Source organism: Salipiger sp. CCB-MM3 (assembly GCF_001687105.1).
Taxonomy (GTDB): domain Bacteria; phylum Pseudomonadota; class Alphaproteobacteria; order Rhodobacterales; family Rhodobacteraceae; genus Salipiger.
In genome coordinates this window covers 1,855,537-1,873,041 of sequence record NZ_CP014595.1, presented here as the reverse complement: position 1 = coordinate 1,873,041, position 17,505 = coordinate 1,855,537, and the positions used below count along the sequence as shown (strand labels likewise).

Annotated in this window: 18 protein-coding genes; 11 read left to right on the top strand and 7 right to left on the bottom strand. The window is 65.0% G+C overall.

Annotation, left to right across the window (positions count from 1 at the left end):
* The first annotated feature begins 15 nt into the window (after positions 1-15).
* The 6 genes from AYJ57_RS09095 to plsY all read left to right on the top strand — a co-directional run bounded on the left by AYJ57_RS09095 (position 16) and on the right by plsY (position 5,380).
* The gene (locus AYJ57_RS09095; RefSeq protein ID WP_066103959.1) at positions 16-1,227 is read left to right on the top strand and encodes an NAD(P)/FAD-dependent oxidoreductase; all 1,212 of its coding nucleotides are present in this window, start codon (positions 16-18) and stop codon (positions 1,225-1,227) included.
* Positions 1,224-1,781 (top strand): 16S rRNA (guanine(966)-N(2))-methyltransferase RsmD, encoded by a 558-nt coding sequence (gene rsmD / locus AYJ57_RS09090; RefSeq protein WP_066103957.1) that lies wholly within the window; start codon positions 1,224-1,226, stop codon positions 1,779-1,781. The genes AYJ57_RS09095 and rsmD overlap by 4 nt, the downstream gene beginning before the upstream one ends.
* A 128-nt stretch (positions 1,782-1,909) precedes the next feature.
* On the top strand, positions 1,910-2,860 hold the full coding sequence (locus AYJ57_RS09085) for an aspartate carbamoyltransferase catalytic subunit (protein WP_066103955.1): 951 nt from the start codon (positions 1,910-1,912) through the stop codon (positions 2,858-2,860).
* Between the two features lie 17 nt (positions 2,861-2,877).
* The gene (locus AYJ57_RS09080; protein WP_066103953.1) at positions 2,878-3,420 is read left to right on the top strand and encodes an aspartate carbamoyltransferase catalytic subunit; all 543 of its coding nucleotides are present in this window, start codon (positions 2,878-2,880) and stop codon (positions 3,418-3,420) included.
* A gap of 57 nt (positions 3,421-3,477) precedes the next feature.
* Positions 3,478-4,767, top strand: coding sequence for a dihydroorotase (pyrC, locus tag AYJ57_RS09075; protein ID WP_066103950.1), 1,290 nt, complete (start codon positions 3,478-3,480; stop codon positions 4,765-4,767).
* 1 nt (position 4,768) lies between these two features.
* Positions 4,769-5,380 carry a glycerol-3-phosphate 1-O-acyltransferase PlsY gene (gene plsY / locus AYJ57_RS09070; RefSeq protein WP_066103948.1) on the top strand — a complete coding sequence of 204 codons (612 nt, stop codon included), beginning with the start codon at positions 4,769-4,771 and terminating at the stop codon, positions 5,378-5,380.
* Positions 5,381-5,443: 63 nt separating this feature from the next.
* On the opposite strand, the gene AYJ57_RS09065 is transcribed toward plsY, so the two are convergent.
* Positions 5,444-6,043, bottom strand: coding sequence for a 2-hydroxychromene-2-carboxylate isomerase (locus tag AYJ57_RS09065; protein WP_066103945.1), 600 nt, complete (start codon positions 6,041-6,043; stop codon positions 5,444-5,446).
* 102 nt (positions 6,044-6,145) lie between these two features.
* Here AYJ57_RS09065 and AYJ57_RS09060 point away from each other — a divergent pair, with 102 nt between their 5' ends.
* The 3 genes from AYJ57_RS09060 to AYJ57_RS09050 all read left to right on the top strand — a co-directional run bounded on the left by AYJ57_RS09060 (position 6,146) and on the right by AYJ57_RS09050 (position 7,939).
* The gene (locus AYJ57_RS09060) at positions 6,146-7,156 is read left to right on the top strand and encodes a ribose-phosphate pyrophosphokinase (protein WP_066103943.1); all 1,011 of its coding nucleotides are present in this window, start codon (positions 6,146-6,148) and stop codon (positions 7,154-7,156) included.
* Positions 7,156-7,614 (top strand): GNAT family N-acetyltransferase, encoded by a 459-nt coding sequence (locus AYJ57_RS09055; RefSeq protein ID WP_066103941.1) that lies wholly within the window; start codon positions 7,156-7,158, stop codon positions 7,612-7,614. The genes AYJ57_RS09060 and AYJ57_RS09055 overlap by 1 nt, the downstream gene beginning before the upstream one ends.
* A gap of 112 nt (positions 7,615-7,726) precedes the next feature.
* Positions 7,727-7,939, top strand: a complete 213-nt coding sequence (locus AYJ57_RS09050) for a DUF1127 domain-containing protein (protein WP_066106911.1) — start codon at positions 7,727-7,729, stop codon at positions 7,937-7,939.
* 94 nt (positions 7,940-8,033) lie between these two features.
* On the opposite strand, the gene AYJ57_RS09045 is transcribed toward AYJ57_RS09050, so the two are convergent.
* The 6 genes from AYJ57_RS09045 to AYJ57_RS09020 form a co-directional block, all read right to left on the bottom strand.
* The gene (locus tag AYJ57_RS09045) at positions 8,034-8,477 is read right to left on the bottom strand and encodes a F0F1 ATP synthase subunit epsilon (protein WP_066103939.1); all 444 of its coding nucleotides are present in this window, start codon (positions 8,475-8,477) and stop codon (positions 8,034-8,036) included.
* A 43-nt stretch (positions 8,478-8,520) separates the two neighbouring features.
* Positions 8,521-9,945 carry a F0F1 ATP synthase subunit beta gene (gene atpD / locus AYJ57_RS09040; protein ID WP_066103937.1) on the bottom strand — a complete coding sequence of 475 codons (1,425 nt, stop codon included), beginning with the start codon at positions 9,943-9,945 and terminating at the stop codon, positions 8,521-8,523.
* A 16-nt stretch (positions 9,946-9,961) separates the two neighbouring features.
* Positions 9,962-10,840, bottom strand: coding sequence for a F0F1 ATP synthase subunit gamma (locus AYJ57_RS09035; RefSeq protein WP_066103935.1), 879 nt, complete (start codon positions 10,838-10,840; stop codon positions 9,962-9,964).
* A 21-nt stretch (positions 10,841-10,861) separates the two neighbouring features.
* Positions 10,862-12,400, bottom strand: coding sequence for a F0F1 ATP synthase subunit alpha (gene atpA / locus AYJ57_RS09030; protein ID WP_066103934.1), 1,539 nt, complete (start codon positions 12,398-12,400; stop codon positions 10,862-10,864).
* Positions 12,401-12,967 carry a F0F1 ATP synthase subunit delta gene (locus AYJ57_RS09025; RefSeq protein ID WP_083191196.1) on the bottom strand — a complete coding sequence of 189 codons (567 nt, stop codon included), beginning with the start codon at positions 12,965-12,967 and terminating at the stop codon, positions 12,401-12,403. It lies immediately after the preceding gene.
* Between the two features lie 361 nt (positions 12,968-13,328).
* On the bottom strand, positions 13,329-14,078 hold the full coding sequence (locus tag AYJ57_RS09020) for a methyltransferase domain-containing protein (protein WP_066103929.1): 750 nt from the start codon (positions 14,076-14,078) through the stop codon (positions 13,329-13,331).
* 64 nt (positions 14,079-14,142) lie between these two features.
* Here AYJ57_RS09020 and gloB point away from each other — a divergent pair, with 64 nt between their 5' ends.
* Both gloB and clpA read left to right on the top strand, forming a co-directional pair.
* Entirely contained in the window at positions 14,143-14,904 is a 762-nt protein-coding gene (gene gloB / locus AYJ57_RS09015; RefSeq protein WP_066103927.1) for a hydroxyacylglutathione hydrolase, read from the top strand.
* A 152-nt stretch (positions 14,905-15,056) separates the two neighbouring features.
* The gene (gene clpA, locus AYJ57_RS09010; RefSeq protein ID WP_066103925.1) at positions 15,057-17,384 is read left to right on the top strand and encodes an ATP-dependent Clp protease ATP-binding subunit ClpA; all 2,328 of its coding nucleotides are present in this window, start codon (positions 15,057-15,059) and stop codon (positions 17,382-17,384) included.
* Positions 17,385-17,505: the final 121 nt, after the last annotated feature.

Sequence of the window (17,505 nt, the reverse complement as noted above, 5' to 3'; positions counted from 1 at the left end):
GAAACGGAGGCCGGGATGGGGCATGTTGTAGTGATCGGTGCGGGTCAGGCCGCCGCCTCGCTGGTGGCCCGGCTGCGCGGCAAGGGCTTTGACGGCGAGATCACCGTGATCGGCGCCGAGAGCGAGCCGCCCTACCAGCGCCCGCCGCTGTCCAAAGCCTATCTGCTGGGCGAGATGGAGAAGGACCGGCTGTATCTGCGCCCGCGCGCCTTTTACGACGATCAGAAGATCACGCTGATGCTGGGCGAGCCGGCGGTGTCGGTGGACACCGAGGCGCGCCATGTGATCGCCGGGGGCCGCGAGATCGCCTATGACGATCTGGTGTTCTGCACCGGCTCGGCGCCGCGCCGCCTGCCCGCCGCGATCGGTGGCGAACTGGACGGTGTCTGCGTGGTGCGCGGCATCGCCGATGTGGACGCCATGCGCCCGCGCTTCACCGAAGGCGCCCGCGTGCTGATCGTCGGCGGCGGTTACATCGGGCTCGAGGCGGCGGCGGTGGCCGCCAAGCTGGGCCTTCACGTCACGCTGGTCGAGATGGCCGAGCGCATCCTCCAACGCGTCGCCGCGCCCGAAACCTCCGACTGGTTCCGCGCCCTGCACTCCGCGCGCGGCGTCGATATTCGCGAGGGCGTCGGGCTTGGCAAGCTGCTGGGTGAGGACGGCAAGGTCACCAGCGCCGAGCTGACCGATGGCTCTTCGCTGCCGGTGGATTTCGTCATCGCCGGGGTCGGCATCCTGCCCGAAACCGCGGTCGCCGAGGCCGCCGGGATCGAGATCGTCAACGGCATCCGCACCGATGCCATGGGCCGCTGCTCTGCCCCGCATGTCTGGGCGGCGGGGGATTGTGCCTCTTTCCCTCATGGCGCTTCGCAGATCCGGCTTGAGAGCGTCGGCAATGCCATCGATCAGGCCGAGGCGGTGGCGGACAACATCATGGGGGCCGAAGCGCCCTATCAGCCCAAGCCGTGGTTCTGGTCCGATCAGTACGACGTGAAGCTGCAGATCGCCGGGCTGAACGCGGGCTATGACACGGTGGTGGTGCGCGATGGCGGCGAAGGGCCGGTGTCGCATTGGTATTACCGCGAAGGCCAGCTGATTGCGCTCGACGCGATGAATGATCCGCGTGCCTATATGGTCGGCAAGCGGCTGATCGAGGCGGGCAAGAGCGCCGATCCCGAGATCGTGGCGGATGCGGGGAGCGACCTCAAGGCGCTGCTGAAGGCATGAGGATCATCGCTGGGGACTGGCGCGGCCGCCCGCTCACCGCCGTCGGCAAGGGCGATCCGGGCGCGCATCTGCGCCCGACCACCGACCGCGTGCGCGAGAGCCTGTTCAACATGCTGGGTGGCGGGCGCTTCGGCGAGCCGTTCGAAGAGGCGGTGGTGCTCGATCTTTTCGCCGGCACCGGGGCGCTGAGCTTCGAAGCGCTGTCGCGCGGTGCGGCTTCGGCCACGCTGGTCGATGACGGGCGCATCGCGCAGAAGCTGATCAAGCAGAACATCCGCCTGCTGGGCTGCGCGGACCGTGCCCGGCTGATGTCCTGCAACGCCACCCGCCTGCCGCCCGCCGAGACGCAGGCGACGCTGGTGTTCCTCGATCCGCCCTATGGGCTGAACCTTGGCGCCAAGGCGCTCGAGGCGGCGCGGGCGCAGGGCTGGCTGGCGCCGGGCGCGCTGATCGTCTGGGAGGAAAGCAGCCCGCAGGACGCGCCGGAGGGCTTCGCGCCGCTCGACACCCGGCGCTATGGCGACACCACGGTGACCCTGCTCGAAGCGCCCTGATCTCAAACGGATCCCTGTGGCCCGCCGCCGGGGTCCGTCAATGCGCGGCCACCTGCCGCCCGCTCGCGACCACTTGTCGCGCGGGCCGTGCGTTTCTATAACCGCGGCAACTTCAGGGGAGCCGTTCCATGCGTTTCGACCAGCGCCACCTTCTGGGCATCGAGCCCCTTCGTCCCGACGAGATTACCACGCTGCTCGATCTGGCCGAGCGCTATGTGACCCTGTCGCGTGCGCGCGACAAACACGCGAACGCGCTGGCCGGGCTCACCCAGATCAACATGTTCTTTGAAAACTCCACCCGCACCCAGTCCAGTTTCGAACTGGCGGGCAAGCGGCTCGGGGCGGATGTGATGAACATGTCGATGCAGGCCAGTTCGATCAAAAAGGGCGAGACGCTGATCGACACGGCGCTGACGCTCAACGCCATGCACCCCGATCTGCTGGTGGTGCGGCACCCGCATTCCGGCGCGGTGGACCTGCTGGCGCAGAAGGTGAACTGCGCGGTGATCAACGCCGGCGACGGACGGCACGAGCACCCGACGCAGGCGCTGCTGGACGCGCTGACCATCCGCCGCGCCAAGGGCCGTCTGCACCGGCTGAACATCGCGATCTGCGGCGACATCGCGCATTCACGCGTCGCGCGGTCTAACCTGTTGCTGCTGCACAAGATGGAGAACCGCATCCGCCTCGTCGGCCCGTCGACGCTGATGCCCTCGGGCATCGCCGACTTCGGTGCCGAGGTCTACGACGACATGGCCGAGGGGCTGAAGGATGTGGACGTGGTGATGATGCTGCGCCTTCAGAAAGAGCGGATGGACGGCGGGTTCATCCCGTCCGAGCGCGAGTATTACCACCGCTGGGGGCTGGATGCCGAAAAGCTGGCCCATGCCAAGCCCGACGCCATCGTCATGCACCCCGGCCCGATGAACCGCGGCGTCGAGATCGACGGCACCATCGCCGACGACATCAACCGCTCGGTCATTCAAGAACAGGTCGAAATGGGCGTCGCCGTGCGTATGGCCGCGATGGACCTTCTGGCCCGCAACCTGCGCGCGCGGCCCAGCGAACTGGCGATCTGAGCGGGGCGCGGCGCGGCATGACCAAGATGCATATCAACGGTTCTGAAAGCGACGTGGTGCGGCTTTTCCACCTCGACCTGCCGCCCGAGGCGGTCGAGCGCTTCACCACGCAGGCGGGCACCGGCGAGTGGCCGCTGCAATACGCGCTTGGCGCGCGGCAACTGCGCAGCGCCTTCGTCGATGTGGTGTCGATCCGCGATCTCGGGGAAATGACGCTTTCGCGCTATCTGGCCGAGGCGCATCAGTTGACCGGCGACGCTTTCGCCCAGATGCGCCCGCGCATCGACGCGCTGAAAGGGCATGTGGTGATCCTGCCCAGCCAAGCCTTCGATCATGTGACGCAGGACCTCAGCATCGCGACGCCGCTGCGCTGGATCGGCACCTTCTCCGAGGTGAAGGCCAGCCCGCGCGGCCCGGCGCTGCGCAGCGCCTCCGCCCGTGGCCGCACGTCCCGGCCCGGCCCCGAGACCGCACCGCGCCATCGCGGCCTCACTTACCTTCTGATCGGGCTCGGCGTCCTTGCGTTGCTGCTGCTCGCCGCCCTCTTCCGGGCTGGCTGATCCTGCCGTGATCGCCGCGCCCGCCACAAACGACACCCCGCCGCCCGGAGGCAAGGAATGAAAGACACGCTGCTTTACAACGCCCGGCTGATCGACCCGGAGGCCGGTGCCGTCACCGAAGGCGCGCTGCTGCTCTCGGGGGGCAAGATCAAGGCGGTGCTGACCTCCGCCGACGAGATCGCCCAGCTGGTCGAAAAGACCGAGGCGCAGGATCTTGGCGGCGCGCATGTGGCGCCGGGGATCGTCGATCTGGGGGTGAAGGTCGGCGAGCCGGGCGAGCGCCACAAGGAAAGCTTCAAGACCGCGGGCATGGCCGCCGCCGCGGGCGGCGTGACCACCATCATCACCCGGCCCGACACCTCTCCGGCGATCGACACGCCCGAGGTGCTGGAATTCATCCGCCGCCGCGCCAATGAGACCGCGCCGGTCAATGTGCTGCCCATGGCGGCGCTGACCAAGGGCCGTGAAGGCCGCGAGATGACCGAACTTGGCTTCCTGCTCGACGCGGGCGCCGTGGCCTTCACCGATTGCGACCATGTGGTGCGCGACACCAAGGTGCTGTCGCGGGCGATGAGCTACGCCCGCTCGCTGGGTGCGCTGGTCATGGCGCATCCGCAAGAGCCGATCCTGTCGAAAGGTGCCGCCGCAAGCTCGGGGAAATTCGCCTCGCTGCGCGGCCTGCCGTCGGTCTCGCCGATGGCCGAGCGCATGGGGCTGGACCGCGACATCGCGCTCGTCGAGATGACCGGCGTGCGCTACCACGCCGACCAGATCACCACCGCCCGCGCCCTGCCCGCGCTGGAGCGCGCCAAAAACAACGGGTTCGACGTGACCGCGGGCATCTCGATGCACCACCTCACGCTCAACGAGATGGACGTGGCCGACTACCGCACCTTCTTCAAGGTCAAGCCGCCGCTGCGCGCCGAGGACGACCGGCAGGCGGTGCTCGAGGCGCTGCGCACCGGGCTGATCGACGTGATCGGCTCGTTCCACACGCCGCAGGACGAGGAATCGAAACGCCTGCCCTTCGAGGAGGCCGCCTCTGGCGCGGTGGGTCTGGAGACTATGCTGCCGGTGCTGCTGCGGCTCTACCATTCGGGCGAGGTCGATCTGCCGGTGCTGTTCCGCGGCCTGTCGCTCAACCCCGCCAAGCGGCTTGGGCTGGACTGCGGCCGCCTGAGCGCGGGGGCGCCTGCCGATCTGGTGATCTTCGACGCCGACAAGCCGTTCATCCTCGACCGCTTCAAGCTGCAGTCGAAATCCAAGAATACCCCCTTTGACGGGGCGCGGCTGCAGGGCAAGGTGCTGCAGACACTCGTCGCCGGAACCCCTGTCTGGAGCGCCTGACATGCTGCCCGAGATCACCTCTTCGGTCCCCGTGCTGAGCCTCTGGGCGGTGCTGGGCTACCTGCTTGGCTCGATCCCCTTCGGCCTGCTGCTGACCCAGGCGATGAACCTCGGCGATCTGCGCTCGATCGGTTCGGGCAACATCGGCGCGACCAATGTGCTGCGCACCGGCAACAAGGCGGCGGCGGCGGGCACGCTGATCCTCGACGGCGGCAAAGGCGCGGTGGCCGTGCTGCTGGCGCGCTGGCTGGCGGGCGAGGATGCGGCGCAGCTGGCCGGCCTCACGGCGTTTCTGGGCCATTGCTATCCGGTCTGGCTGAAGTTCAAGGGCGGCAAGGGCGTGGCGACCTTCATCGGCCTCGTGCTGGCGCTGCACTGGCCGGTGGGGCTGATCACCTGCGCCACATGGCTGGCCGGGGCCGCGATGTCGCGCATCTCGTCGGTCGGCGCGCTGGTGGCGGCGCTGCTGTCGACGGTCTGGATGGTGCTCTTTGCCGAAACCCAGATGACCGCGCTGACACTGGTGCTGACCGCGCTGATCTTCTGGCGTCACCGCGAGAACATCGACCGCATCCGCAAGGGCACCGAGTCGAAGATCGGCCAGAAGGGCTAAGCGCGCTCCGAGGTGATTCAGCCCGGCTGCACGCCGGGCCGGCTCCCTATCGTAGCGCTAGTCTCAGAGCTTCCCGCTCAGGTGCAGGTCCAGATCTTCGAGCCGGTCCTGCCCCCAGAACTTCTCGCCCTCTGCGGTGATCCAGAACGGCGAGCCGAAGACCCCGGCCCCCACCGCGTCTTCGAGGTTGGCGGCATAGGTCTCGGCCCCAACCAGCAGGCCGCTGTCCGCGAGCGACGGATCGAAGCCATTCTCTTCGAGCGCGGCGCGGATCACCTCATCCTCGGCGATGTCCTTTTCTTCCGCCCAGCTGGCCCGCAGCAGGCTCTGGATCAGCCCGCCGACGTTTCCGCCGCCCGCCTTGGCCGCCGCGATGATCGCATAGGACGACGGCGCCGCATTGGTCGGCCAGAACATCGGCTTGAGGTTCAGCGGCATGCCCGCCTTTTTCGCCTGCCGCGGCAGATCCACATTGCGGTAGTCGATCCGTGACGGGTGCCGCTGCCCGAGCGGCGCGCCGCCGGTCCGCGGAAACAGCGCCATAATGTCGAAGGGCTTGTAGATCACCTCGGCCCCATGCGCCTTGGCGATCTCCTCGAACCGCGGCCCGGCCAGATAGGCAAACGGCGACAACATGGAAAAGTAGTAATCAATTCGTGCCATGGCGTCACATGCCCTCCCCTGTATCTTTGCCCCACGCTAACTGCGTGTTAAGGCGACCGCAACGTCACGAATCTGTCATTCCGTAACGCCGGAGCCTCCCAAATGCCCACCGTCATCGAACCCAAGCTCATTGCGGGTAATGCCAACAAGCCGCTCGCGAATGCCATCGCGCGGCGCATGTCCCTCTACCGCGGTGGTGCGGTCGGTCTTGTGGATGCGCGCGTCGAGCGGTTCAACGACCAAGAGATCTTTGTCGAGGTCTACGAGAACGTCCGGGGCGAGGATATGTATATCCTCCAGCCGACCTCGAACCCGGCGAACGACAACCTGATGGAACTGCTGATCATGGCCGACGCGCTGCGCCGCTCCTCGGCTGCGCGCATCACCGCCGTGATCCCCTACTTCGGCTACGCCCGTCAGGACCGCCGCACCAAGGCGCGCACCCCGATCACCGCCAAGCTGGTGTCGAACATGATCCACGAAGCGGGCATCGAGCGCGTGCTGACCATGGACCTGCACGCGGCACAGATTCAGGGATTCTTCGACATCCCCGTCGACAACCTCTACGCCTCGCCGATCTTCGCCCTCGACATCCAGCACCAGTTCAAGGACTCGCTGCAGGACGTCATGGTGATCTCTCCGGACGTGGGCGGCGTGGCCCGTGCCCGCGAACTGGCCAAGCGGATCAACGCGCCGCTCGCCATCGTCGACAAGCGCCGCGAGAAGCCGGGCGAGATCGCCGAGATGACCGTGATCGGTGACGTCACCGGCAAGAAGTGCATCATCGTCGACGACATCTGCGACACCGCCGGCACGCTGTGCAAAGCCGCCGAGGTGCTGATGGACCACGGCGCCACCGAGGTGCACGCCTATATCACCCACGGCGTGCTGTCGGGTCCGGCGGTCGAGCGCGTCACCAAATCGGTGATGAAGTCGCTGGTGATCACCGACTCGATCGCTGCGACCGATCCGGTCGCCGCCGCGCCGAACATCCGCATCCTGCCGACCGCGCCGATCTTCGCACAGGCGATCCTGAACATCTGGAACGGCACCTCGGTGTCGTCGCTGTTCGAGACCGACGTGCTTGGCCCGATCTACGAAGGCATCCTGTGATGACCTCGCGCCCGCCGCTCATCCGGCGGGCGCACCCCGCGGATCTTGCCGCGATCGAAGCGATCGTCGAGACCGCCTATTCCCCCTACATTCCGCGCATGGGCCAAAAGCCCGGCCCCATGCTCGACGATTATGCCGCGCTGATCGCGGCGGGCCATGTGCATGTGGCCGATCTCGACGGTCAGGTCGCGGCGCTGCTGGTGCTGCTGGATCAGGCCGACGCGCTGCTTCTGGACAATATCGCCGTCTCTCCTGCCGCGCAGGGCCGCGGCGTCGGGCGCGCGCTGATGGCATTCGCCGAAGCGGAGGCACGGGCGCGCGGTCACAATGTGATCCGCCTCTATACCCACGTCCTGATGCGCGAGAACCTCGTGCTCTATCCCCGGCTCGGCTACCACGAAACTGCGCGGATCACCGAGAAGGGGTTCGACCGGGTCTATTTCGAAAAGCCCGTCTGACCAAGGGCTTGCCGCTGCCATGCGCGGCTTGCAAGGCGGCACTTCCCTTTGCGTATCTTGTGAGACCGCCTCTCCATGCCGATTTCTCGGGCGAACAAACATGGAGACCAAGATGGCAACCACCGACATTCACTCGATCCCCGCCACCCGCCAGCCGGGCTTTGCCGGTATGATGGCACGCCTGCGCAGCGCCCGCAGCCGCCGCGCCGAATACCACCGCGTCTATGGCGAGCTTGAGCAATACAGCGACCGCGAACTGACCGACATCGGCATCAGCCGCGCCAACATCCGCGACATCGCATGGCAAGCCGCCTACGGGGGCTGAGCGGGTACGAACTCGACAGGCGATCCCGCCTGTTCAGCTGAACGCAAAAAGGCCCCGCAGATGCGGGGCCTTTGCAATTTCAAGCGAGACGACCTCAGTAGTTGAGGTTCGGCGATTTCGGGTCGAGCCCGATGTGACCGCCAACCGCCACCATGTCCTGAAGCAGCTTGGCCGCTTCGTCCACGGGGCCCGGCTCGTTCTCGGGAGCAGCTTCCTTCGCGGCCTTGTAGGCCATCAGAGCGTCTTCCACGAGCGCCTCATAGGTCGCCTGATCCATGTCGCCATGCGGCACGGCCTTTTCGGCGAGCACGCTGACCGAGGTGCCGATCTCGGCGAAGCCGCCGGTCACGACGAACTCTTCCGTGCCGGTCTCGGTCTCGACCTTGAGAATGCCCGGACGCAGCGTGGTGATCATCGGCGCATGGTTGGGCATGGCCGTCAGATCACCCTCGGTGCCCGGAATCTGCACCGACTTCACGGCGGCCGACAGCAGCTTGCGCTCGGGGCTCACCAGGTCGAATTGCATCGTTTCAGCCATTTGGGCCTCCGGTTACTGGGGGGCACGAAGCCCCCCGCTGGTCTTAGGCAGCCTCGGCGGCCAGTTTCTCGGCCTTCTCGAGCACCTCGTCGATGCCGCCAACCATGTAGAAGGCAGCTTCCGGCAGGTGGTCGTACTCGCCAGCCACCACAGCCTTGAACGACTTGATGGTGTCTTCGAGCGGAACCTGCACACCGTCCGAGCCGGTGAACACTTTTGCCACGTCGAACGGCTGCGAGAGGAAACGCTGGATCTTCCGGGCGCGGGCCACGGTCAGCTTGTCCTCTTCCGACAGTTCGTCCATGCCGAGGATCGCGATGATGTCCTGCAGCGACTTGTAGCGCTGGAGGATACCCTGCACGGCGAAGGCGGTGTCATAGTGTTCCTGACCAACAACGGCCGGGTCCATCAGACGCGACGAGCTGTCGAGCGGGTCCACCGCCGGGTAGATGCCCAGCTCCGAGATGGCACGGTTGAGAACCGTCGTCGCGTCGAGGTGCGCGAAGGTCGTGGCCGGTGCCGGGTCGGTAAGGTCGTCCGCGGGAACGTAGACGGCCTGGATCGAGGTGATCGAGCCGTTCTTCGTCGAGGTGATGCGTTCCTGCATCGCGCCCATGTCGGTTGCCAGCGTCGGCTGGTAGCCCACAGCGGAGGGGATACGGCCGAGAAGTGCGGACACCTCGGAGCCTGCCTGCGTGAAGCGGAAGATGTTGTCGACGAAGAACAGAACGTCGGTGCCGGACTGGTCACGGAACTGCTCCGCCAGGGTCAGGCCGGTCAGGGCGACGCGAGCACGGGCTCCCGGCGGTTCGTTCATCTGACCGTAGACCAGCGCCACCTGCGATTCGGACAGGTTGTCGGGCTTGATCACGTTCGATTCGATCATCTCGTGGTAAAGGTCGTTGCCTTCACGGGTCCGCTCACCAACACCGGCGAACACGGAGAAGCCCGAGTGCACCTTTGCGATGTTGTTGATCAGTTCCATGATGAGAACGGTCTTGCCCACACCGGCGCCGCCGAAGAGGCCGATCTTGCCGCCCTTCGAGTAGGGAGCCAGCAGGTCGATGACCTTGATGCCGGTCACCAGGATTTCCGACTCGGTCGACTGCTCGTCGAACTGCGGTGCGGGCTGGTGGATCGAGCGGGTTTCTTCGGCGTTGACCGGGCCCTGCTCGTCGACGGGCTCGCCCACGACGTTCAGGATGCGGCCGAGGGTCGCGTTGCCGACCGGCACCGAGATCGGGCCAGCGGTGTCGACAACTTCCTGACCGCGCACGAGGCCTTCGGTCGAGTCCATTGCGATGGTGCGGACGGTGCTTTCGCCAAGGTGCTGGGCAACTTCCAGAACCAGTGTCTTGCCGTCGTTTTCGGTGGTCAGCGCGTTCAGGATCTCGGGCAGGTGGTCGTCGAACTTCACGTCGACCACGGCGCCGATGACCTGGGTCACTTTGCCTTTTGCGTTTGCCATTTATCGTCTCCGGTTCTTAGAGCGCCTCGGCGCCCGAGATGATTTCGATCAGTTCGTTGGTGATGACCGCCTGACGCGAGCGGTTGTACTCAATCGTCAGTTTGTCGATCATCTCGCCCGCGTTGCGCGTGGCGTTGTCCATGGCGCTCATACGAGCCCCCTGTTCCGAGGCGGCGTTCTCCAGCAGAGCCGAGAAGATCTGGGTGGCGACACCGCGGGGCAGAAGGTCGGCAAGGATGGCTTCCTCACCGGGTTCGTATTCGTAGAGCGTGGACCCGCCAGCATCCTCCTCGGGCGCGTCGAACTGCGCCGGGATGATCTGCTGCTCCGTCGGGACCTGGCTGATCACCGACTGGAACTTGGCGTAATAGATGGTCGCCACGTCGAACTCCTCGGCGTCGAAACGCACGAGAACATCCTTCGCGATCTTCTGAGCATCGGCATAGCCGAGCTTCTTCACATCGCTCAGGTCGACGTGACCGACGAACAGATCGCCGTAATCACGCTTGAGCTGCTCGCGGCCTTTCTTGCCGACGGTGAGGATCTTCACCGTCTTGCCTTCGGCTTTGAGCGTTTCGATACGGTTGCGGGCCTTTTTCACGATGGAGCTGTTGAAGCCCCCGCAAAGCCCGCGCTCGGCGGTCATGACGACGAGCAGTTGCACGTCGTCCTTCCCGGTTCCCGAGAGAAGTTTAGGCGCAGTCGCGCTACCGCCCACCGACGCCGCCAGAGCACCGAGCAGCGCGTTGAAGCGCTCGGTGTAAGGCCGCGACATCTCGGCCGCATCCTGTGCCCGCCGCAGTTTTGCGGCGGCCACCATTTGCATGGCCTTGGTGATCTTCCGGGTCGATTTGACCGAGGAGATGCGGTTCTTGAGGTCCTTGAGGCTAGGCATAATCCTGTCCTTTCAGGGCGCTCAGGCGTAGGTCTTAACGAAGTCGTCGAGCACTGCCTTCAGCTTGTCCGCGGGTTCACCTTTGATCTTCGGATCTTCGCTTTCGATCCAGTCGAGGATGTCCTTACGCTGGCCGCGCAGATACGCGAGCAGAGCCGCTTCGAACTTGCCGACTTCGCTTACCGGAACGCTGTCGAGGTAGCCGTTGGTGCCTGCGAAGATGATGCAGACGATCTCGGCGTTGGTCAGCGGCGAGTACTGCGGCTGTTTCATCAGCTCGGTCAGACGCGCGCCACGGTTCAGCAGCTTCTGGGTCGAGGCATCGAGGTCCGAACCGAACTGGGCGAAGGCCGCCATCTCGCGGTACTGCGCGAGCGACAGTTTCACCGGGCCGGCAACCGAGGACATCGCCTTGGTCTGAGCGGACGAACCCACACGCGACACCGACAGACCGGTGTTCACAGCCGGACGGATGCCCTGGAAGAACAGTTCGGTTTCCAGGAAGATCTGGCCGTCGGTGATCGAGATCACGTTGGTCGGGATGAAGGCCGACACGTCGCCGCCCTGGGTTTCGATGATCGGCAGCGCGGTCAGCGAGCCAGCGCCGTGATCTTCGTTCAGCTTCGCCGAACGCTCGAGCAGGCGCGAGTGCAGGTAGAACACGTCGCCCGGGTATGCTTCACGGCCCGGCGGACGGCGCAGCAGCAGCGACATCTGGCGGTAAGCCACGGCCTGTTTGGACAGGTCATCATAGATGATGAGGGCGTGCTTGCCGTTGTCACGGAAGTACTCGGCCATCGCGGTCGCGGTGTAGGGCGCGAGGTACTGCATCGGTGCCGGGTCGGACGCGGTTGCGGCGACGACGATCGAGTAGTCGATGGCGCCGGTTGCTTCCAGACGCTTCACCAGCTGCGCAACGGTCGAGCGCTTCTGGCCGACGGCGACGTAGATGCAGTAGAGCTTCTTGCTCTCATCATCGCCTGCGGCGTCGTTGTACGACTTCTGGTTCAGGATGGCGTCGAGCGCGATTGCGGTCTTGCCGGTCTGACGGTCGCCAATGATCAGCTCGCGCTGGCCACGGCCGATCGGGATCATCGCGTCGACCGACTTGAGGCCGGTTGCCATCGGCTCGTGAACCGACTTACGCGGGATGATGCCCGGTGCTTTCACGTCTGCGACGCGGCGCTCGGAGGCCGCGATCGGGCCTTTGCCGTCCAGCGGGTTGCCAAGGCCATCGACCACGCGGCCAAGCAGGGCTTCGCCTGCGGGCACGTCCACGATCGAGTTGGTGCGCTTGACGACGTCGCCTTCTTTGATGTCCCGGTCGGAGCCGAAGATCACCACACCGACGTTGTCGTTTTCCAGGTTCAGCGCCATGCCCATGATGCCGCCCGGGAATTCGACCATCTCGCCGGCTTTAACGCTGTCGAGACCGTGGACACGTGCAATACCGTCACCGACGGACAGCACGCGGCCAACTTCAGCGACTTCGGCCTCCTGACCGAAGTTCTTGATCTGGTCCTTTAGGATCGCAGAAATCTCGGCTGCTTGGATACCCATTTATCCGACCTCTTTCATTGCATTCTGGAGGGAGTTGAGCTTCGAGCGGATCGACGTGTCGACCATCTTCGAGCCCACCTTAACAACGAGACCGCCGATGAGGCTTTCATCCACGGTCGATTTGATCTTCACGTCCGAACCGATCTGCGACTTCAGCGTCGCAGCAAGCTCGGAGGCCTGAGCCGGGGTCAGCTCGATGGCCGAGGTCACCTCAGCGGTCACCTCACCCTTCTCTTCGGCGATCATTGCGCGCAGCGTTGCGATGAGCTGCGGCAGCGCGAAGAGACGGCGCTTGGAGGCCATCAGGCCCAGCGTGTTCGTCAGCACGGGCGCGAGGCCCATCTTCTTGGCGATCTCGGTGATTGCCTTGCCCTGTGCTTCGCGGGTGTAAACCGGCGAAGTGATCAGATCATTCAGGTCGGCGCTTTCCTCGAGGGCGGCAGACAGGTCGTCGATACCGTTCTCGAGCTTGTCGAGCCCTTGTTCCTCTTTGGCGATCTCAAAGACCGCCTTGGCATAGCGTGCCGCGATGCCACTGGAGATCGAAGCTGGTTCAGACACGTCCACCCTTCCGATATGAGGCCCCCGCGACGCACGGGGGTGTCCCGGCGACCGGAGGCGTTGTCCCTGCCCTGATGCCCTCAAGGCGTCGAAATCAGCGACGATCTAGCAGAGGCATGGGCACCTCGCAACATGCTAACGGCCATTTAACCATCTGCGGAGCGTAGCTTTTCCGGCTTCGCACCGGGTCTGCCCAAGCTTGCGGCGGACATGACTATGGAATGTCTCGCTTTTTCGTGAACATGTGACGGAATGCCTCACGCCCGCAGAGAATTTTATCCCACGTCACGCTAGCGCAAACGTATCTCGAGGGGCACATCCGACAGTTGATACCGATGCCATGACGTAACGGCGCGAATCCGTCCGTTCAGACCGGTTTCGGCTCTTTGCTGGGCGCGGGGTTCAGCACGCCGAGCGGATTGGGCACGCGGACTTTCTCGCTCAGCCCGGTGCGTTGCGGCGGGTAGCGCTTCGAGGCGCGCACCATCAGAACCCCGCCCGCCATCACCGCCGGAACGGTGCGACCGATCCGTTCCCAGATCGGCGCGGTCTTCATCCAGAAGCGGCGGGTCGAGGGCGGCTGATAAAGCACCGAGGCGTGCGATACCCGCAGGAAGTCATGCGCCCGAAGCTGCGCGTCGAGCTGGCTGAGCGAATAGGGCCGGCCCTGCCCGAAGGGCGTCGTCTCGGACCGCGCCCAGAGCCCCGAGCGGTTGGGCACGATGAACAGCACCTCGCCGCCCGGCCCCAGCGTGCGATAGCACTCGTCCAAAAGCGCGGTGACATTGGTGCAGGTTTCCAGCCCGTGCATCACCACAAGCCGGTCCAGATGTCCCGTCTCCACCGGCCAGAGCATCTCTTCGGTCAGTACCGAGACGTTGGGCATTCCGGCGGGCCAGCGCATCACCCCCTGCGGTGCGGGCATCAAAGCGGTGACACGCCGCGCCTGCGCAAGATAGGGCCGCAGAACCGGCACGGCAAAACCGTAGCCCGCCACATTCAGCCCCTGCGCCTCGGGCCAGAGTCGCAGCACCTGATCGCGCAGGGCACCGCGCGCCGCGCGCCCCAGCGCACTGCGATAATAGAAGTCGCGGAGCGCCTGCACATCTGGATGCATTGCGGGTCGTCGTCCCTTGCGTCACTCTTGGGGGCCAGTCTGTCAAAGCCTTGAAGGAAAAGCCATGCCTCTCGACGTCGTCACCGTCCCCTGCCTTTCGGACAATTATGCCTATCTGGTGAACGGTCCCGAGGGTGTCATCCTGATCGACGCCCCCGAGGCGGGTCCGATCAAAGCAGAACTCGACTCGCGCGGCTGGAGCCTGAGCACGATTCTCATCACCCACCACCATCACGACCACGTCGAGGGAATCGCACCGCTGAAGGCGCGCTACGGCTGCACGGTCATCGGCCCGCGCGCCGAAGCCGCAAAGATCGACGGGCTGGATCAGCTCGTGGGCGGGGGCGACGAGTTCTCTGTGGATGGCGTCGGCGTGCATGTGATCGACGTGCCGGGCCACACGCTGGGCCATGTGGCCTTTTATATGCCGCAGGCCGAGGCGGTGTTCACCGCAGACAGCCTCATGGCGCTTGGCTGCGGACGGCTTTTTGAAGGGGACGCCGCGATGATGTGGGCCTCGATGCAGCGCCTGATCGCCCTGCCGCCGGAGACCACCGTTTACTCGGGTCACGAATACACTTCCGGAAACGCACGTTTCGCGCTTACTATTGAACCTCAGAACGCTGCGCTTAAATTGCGTAGTGACGCCATCGCCAAAGCCCGGACAGAGGGGCGACCAACCGCCTCCTGCGTGCTGTCCGAGGAACTGGCCACCAACCCTTTCCTACGCCCGGATTCGCCCGCGATCCGCGAGACCCTCGCGATGACCGGGGCAGATGACGTGTCGGTATTCGCCGAGATCCGAGCCCGGAAGGACCGCTTCTAAGCCGCCACATTTCACGCCACGTTGCGACAATCGCGTTAAATGTGAGCGCCGCAAGCTTAGAAAACACTTGAAGGATGGTCCGTATCGACCAAACTTTAACGGTAAGAGGCAATGTTGGGCCTGTGCCCGACGCAGACAAGAAGGAGCACGCCGTGCCTTCATTCTCGAACACTCTTGAGCAGGCAATTCACTCGGCCTTGGCGCTGGCGAACTCCCGCAGCCACGAATTTGCGACGCTCGAGCACCTTCTTCTGGCTCTGATCGACGAACCCGACGCCGCCCGCGTGATGAAAGCCTGCTCGGTGGACACCGAGGAGCTGCGCACCACGCTGGTGGAATTCATCGACGAGGACCTTTCCAACCTCGTGACCGACGTCGAAGGCTCGGAGGCGGTGCCGACCGCCGCGTTCCAGCGCGTGATCCAGCGCGCCGCCATCCACGTCCAAAGCTCGGGCCGTACCGAGGTGACCGGGGCGAACGTGCTCGTCGCCATCTTCGCCGAGCGCGAGAGCAATGCCGCCTACTTCCTGCAAGAGCAGGACATGACGCGCTACGATGCTGTCAACTTCATCGCCCACGGCGTGGCGAAAAACCCGGCCTACGGCGAAAGCCGCCCGGTGAGCGGCGCACAGGACAACGAGGAAGAGGCCAAGGCCGAAACCACGCAGGCTGCCGACAACAAGGAATCGGCGCTGGCGAAATACTGCGTCGACCTCAACGCCAAGTCCCGCAAGGGCGATGTGGATCCGCTGATCGGCCGCGAATCCGAGGTTGAGCGCTGCATTCAGGTGCTCTGCCGCCGCCGCAAGAACAACCCGCTTCTGGTGGGCGATCCCGGTGTTGGCAAAACCGCCATCGCCGAGGGTCTCGCGCGCAAGATCGTCAACGGCGACACCCCCGAGGTGCTGTCGAACACCACGATTTACTCGCTCGACATGGGCGCGCTGCTGGCGGGCACTCGCTACCGCGGCGACTTCGAAGAGCGGCTCAAGGCCGTGGTGACCGAGCTTGAAGAGCATCCCGACGCGGTTCTCTTCATCGACGAGATCCACACGGTGATCGGTGCCGGGGCCACCTCCGGCGGCGCCATGGATGCCTCCAACCTGCTGAAGCCCGCGCTTCAGGGCGGCAAGCTGCGCACCATGGGTTCGACCACCTACAAAGAGTTCCGCCAGCACTTCGAAAAGGACCGTGCGCTCAGCCGCCGGTTCCAGAAGATCGACGTGAACGAGCCTTCGGTCGATGATGCGGTGAAGATCCTCAAGGGCCTCAAGCCCTACTTCGAAGAGCACCACTCGGTGAAATACACGCAGGATGCGATCAAGTCGGCGGTCGAGCTTTCGGCCCGCTACATCAATGACCGCAAGCTGCCCGACAAGGCGATCGACGTGATCGACGAAGCCGGCGCAGCGCAGCACCTCGTGGCCGAGAGCAAGCGTCGCAAGACCATCGGCGCCAAGGAGATCGAGGATGTCGTGGCGAAGATTGCCCGCATCCCCCCGAAGAACGTGTCCAAGAACGACGCAGAGGTGCTCAAGGACCTCGAAGCGACGCTCAAGCGCGTGGTCTTCGGTCAGGACAATGCCATCGAGGCGCTGTCTTCGGCGATCAAACTGGCGCGTGCCGGCCTGCGCGAACCCGAGAAGCCCATCGGCAACTACCTCTTCGCTGGCCCCACCGGCGTCGGCAAAACCGAGGTGGCCAAGCAGCTTGCAAGCTCGCTCGGCGTGGAACTGCTGCGCTTCGACATGTCCGAATACATGGAGAAACACGCGGTCAGCCGTCTGATCGGTGCGCCTCCGGGCTATGTCGGCTTCGATCAGGGTGGCCAGCTCACCGATGGCGTGGATCAGCACCCGCACTGCGTGCTTCTGCTCGACGAGATCGAGAAGGCACACCCGGATGTCTACAACATCCTGCTGCAGGTGATGGACCACGGCTCGCTGACCGACCACAACGGCCGCACGGTGGATTTCCGCAATGTGATCCTCATCATGACCTCGAACGCGGGTGCCGCGGAACAGGCCAAGGCGGCCATCGGCTTCGGTCGCGACCGCCGCGAAGGCGAGGACACCGCCGCCATCGAGCGGACCTTCACGCCGGAATTCCGCAACCGTCTCGACGCGGTGATCAGCTTCCAGCCGCTGCCCAAAGAGGTCATCCTCTCGGTGGTCGAGAAGTTCGTGCTGCAGCTCGAAGCGCAGCTCATGGATCGCAACGTGTCGATCGAGCTCACCAAGCCGGCGGCTGAATGGCTGGCCGACAAGGGCTATGACGACAAGATGGGCGCGCGTCCGCTGGGCCGCGTGATCCAGGAAAACATCAAGAAGCCGCTGGCCGAGGAACTGCTCTTCGGCAAGCTGGTCAAGGGCGGTCTGGTCAAGGTCACCGTCAAGGACGACAAGCTGGTGCTGAAGACGGAAGGGCCGGACAAGCTCCGCCTCTCCTCGCGCAAGCCGCCGCTTCTGACCGCCGACTGACGCCAGACGGCATCGCAAACACCATCCCCGCCGGTCCGCCCGGCGGGGATTTTTTGTGCCCGGCACCCCCCCCTGCCCGCAGATCCTGTGCCGCCCATCGCACGACGGGCTTGGCACGATG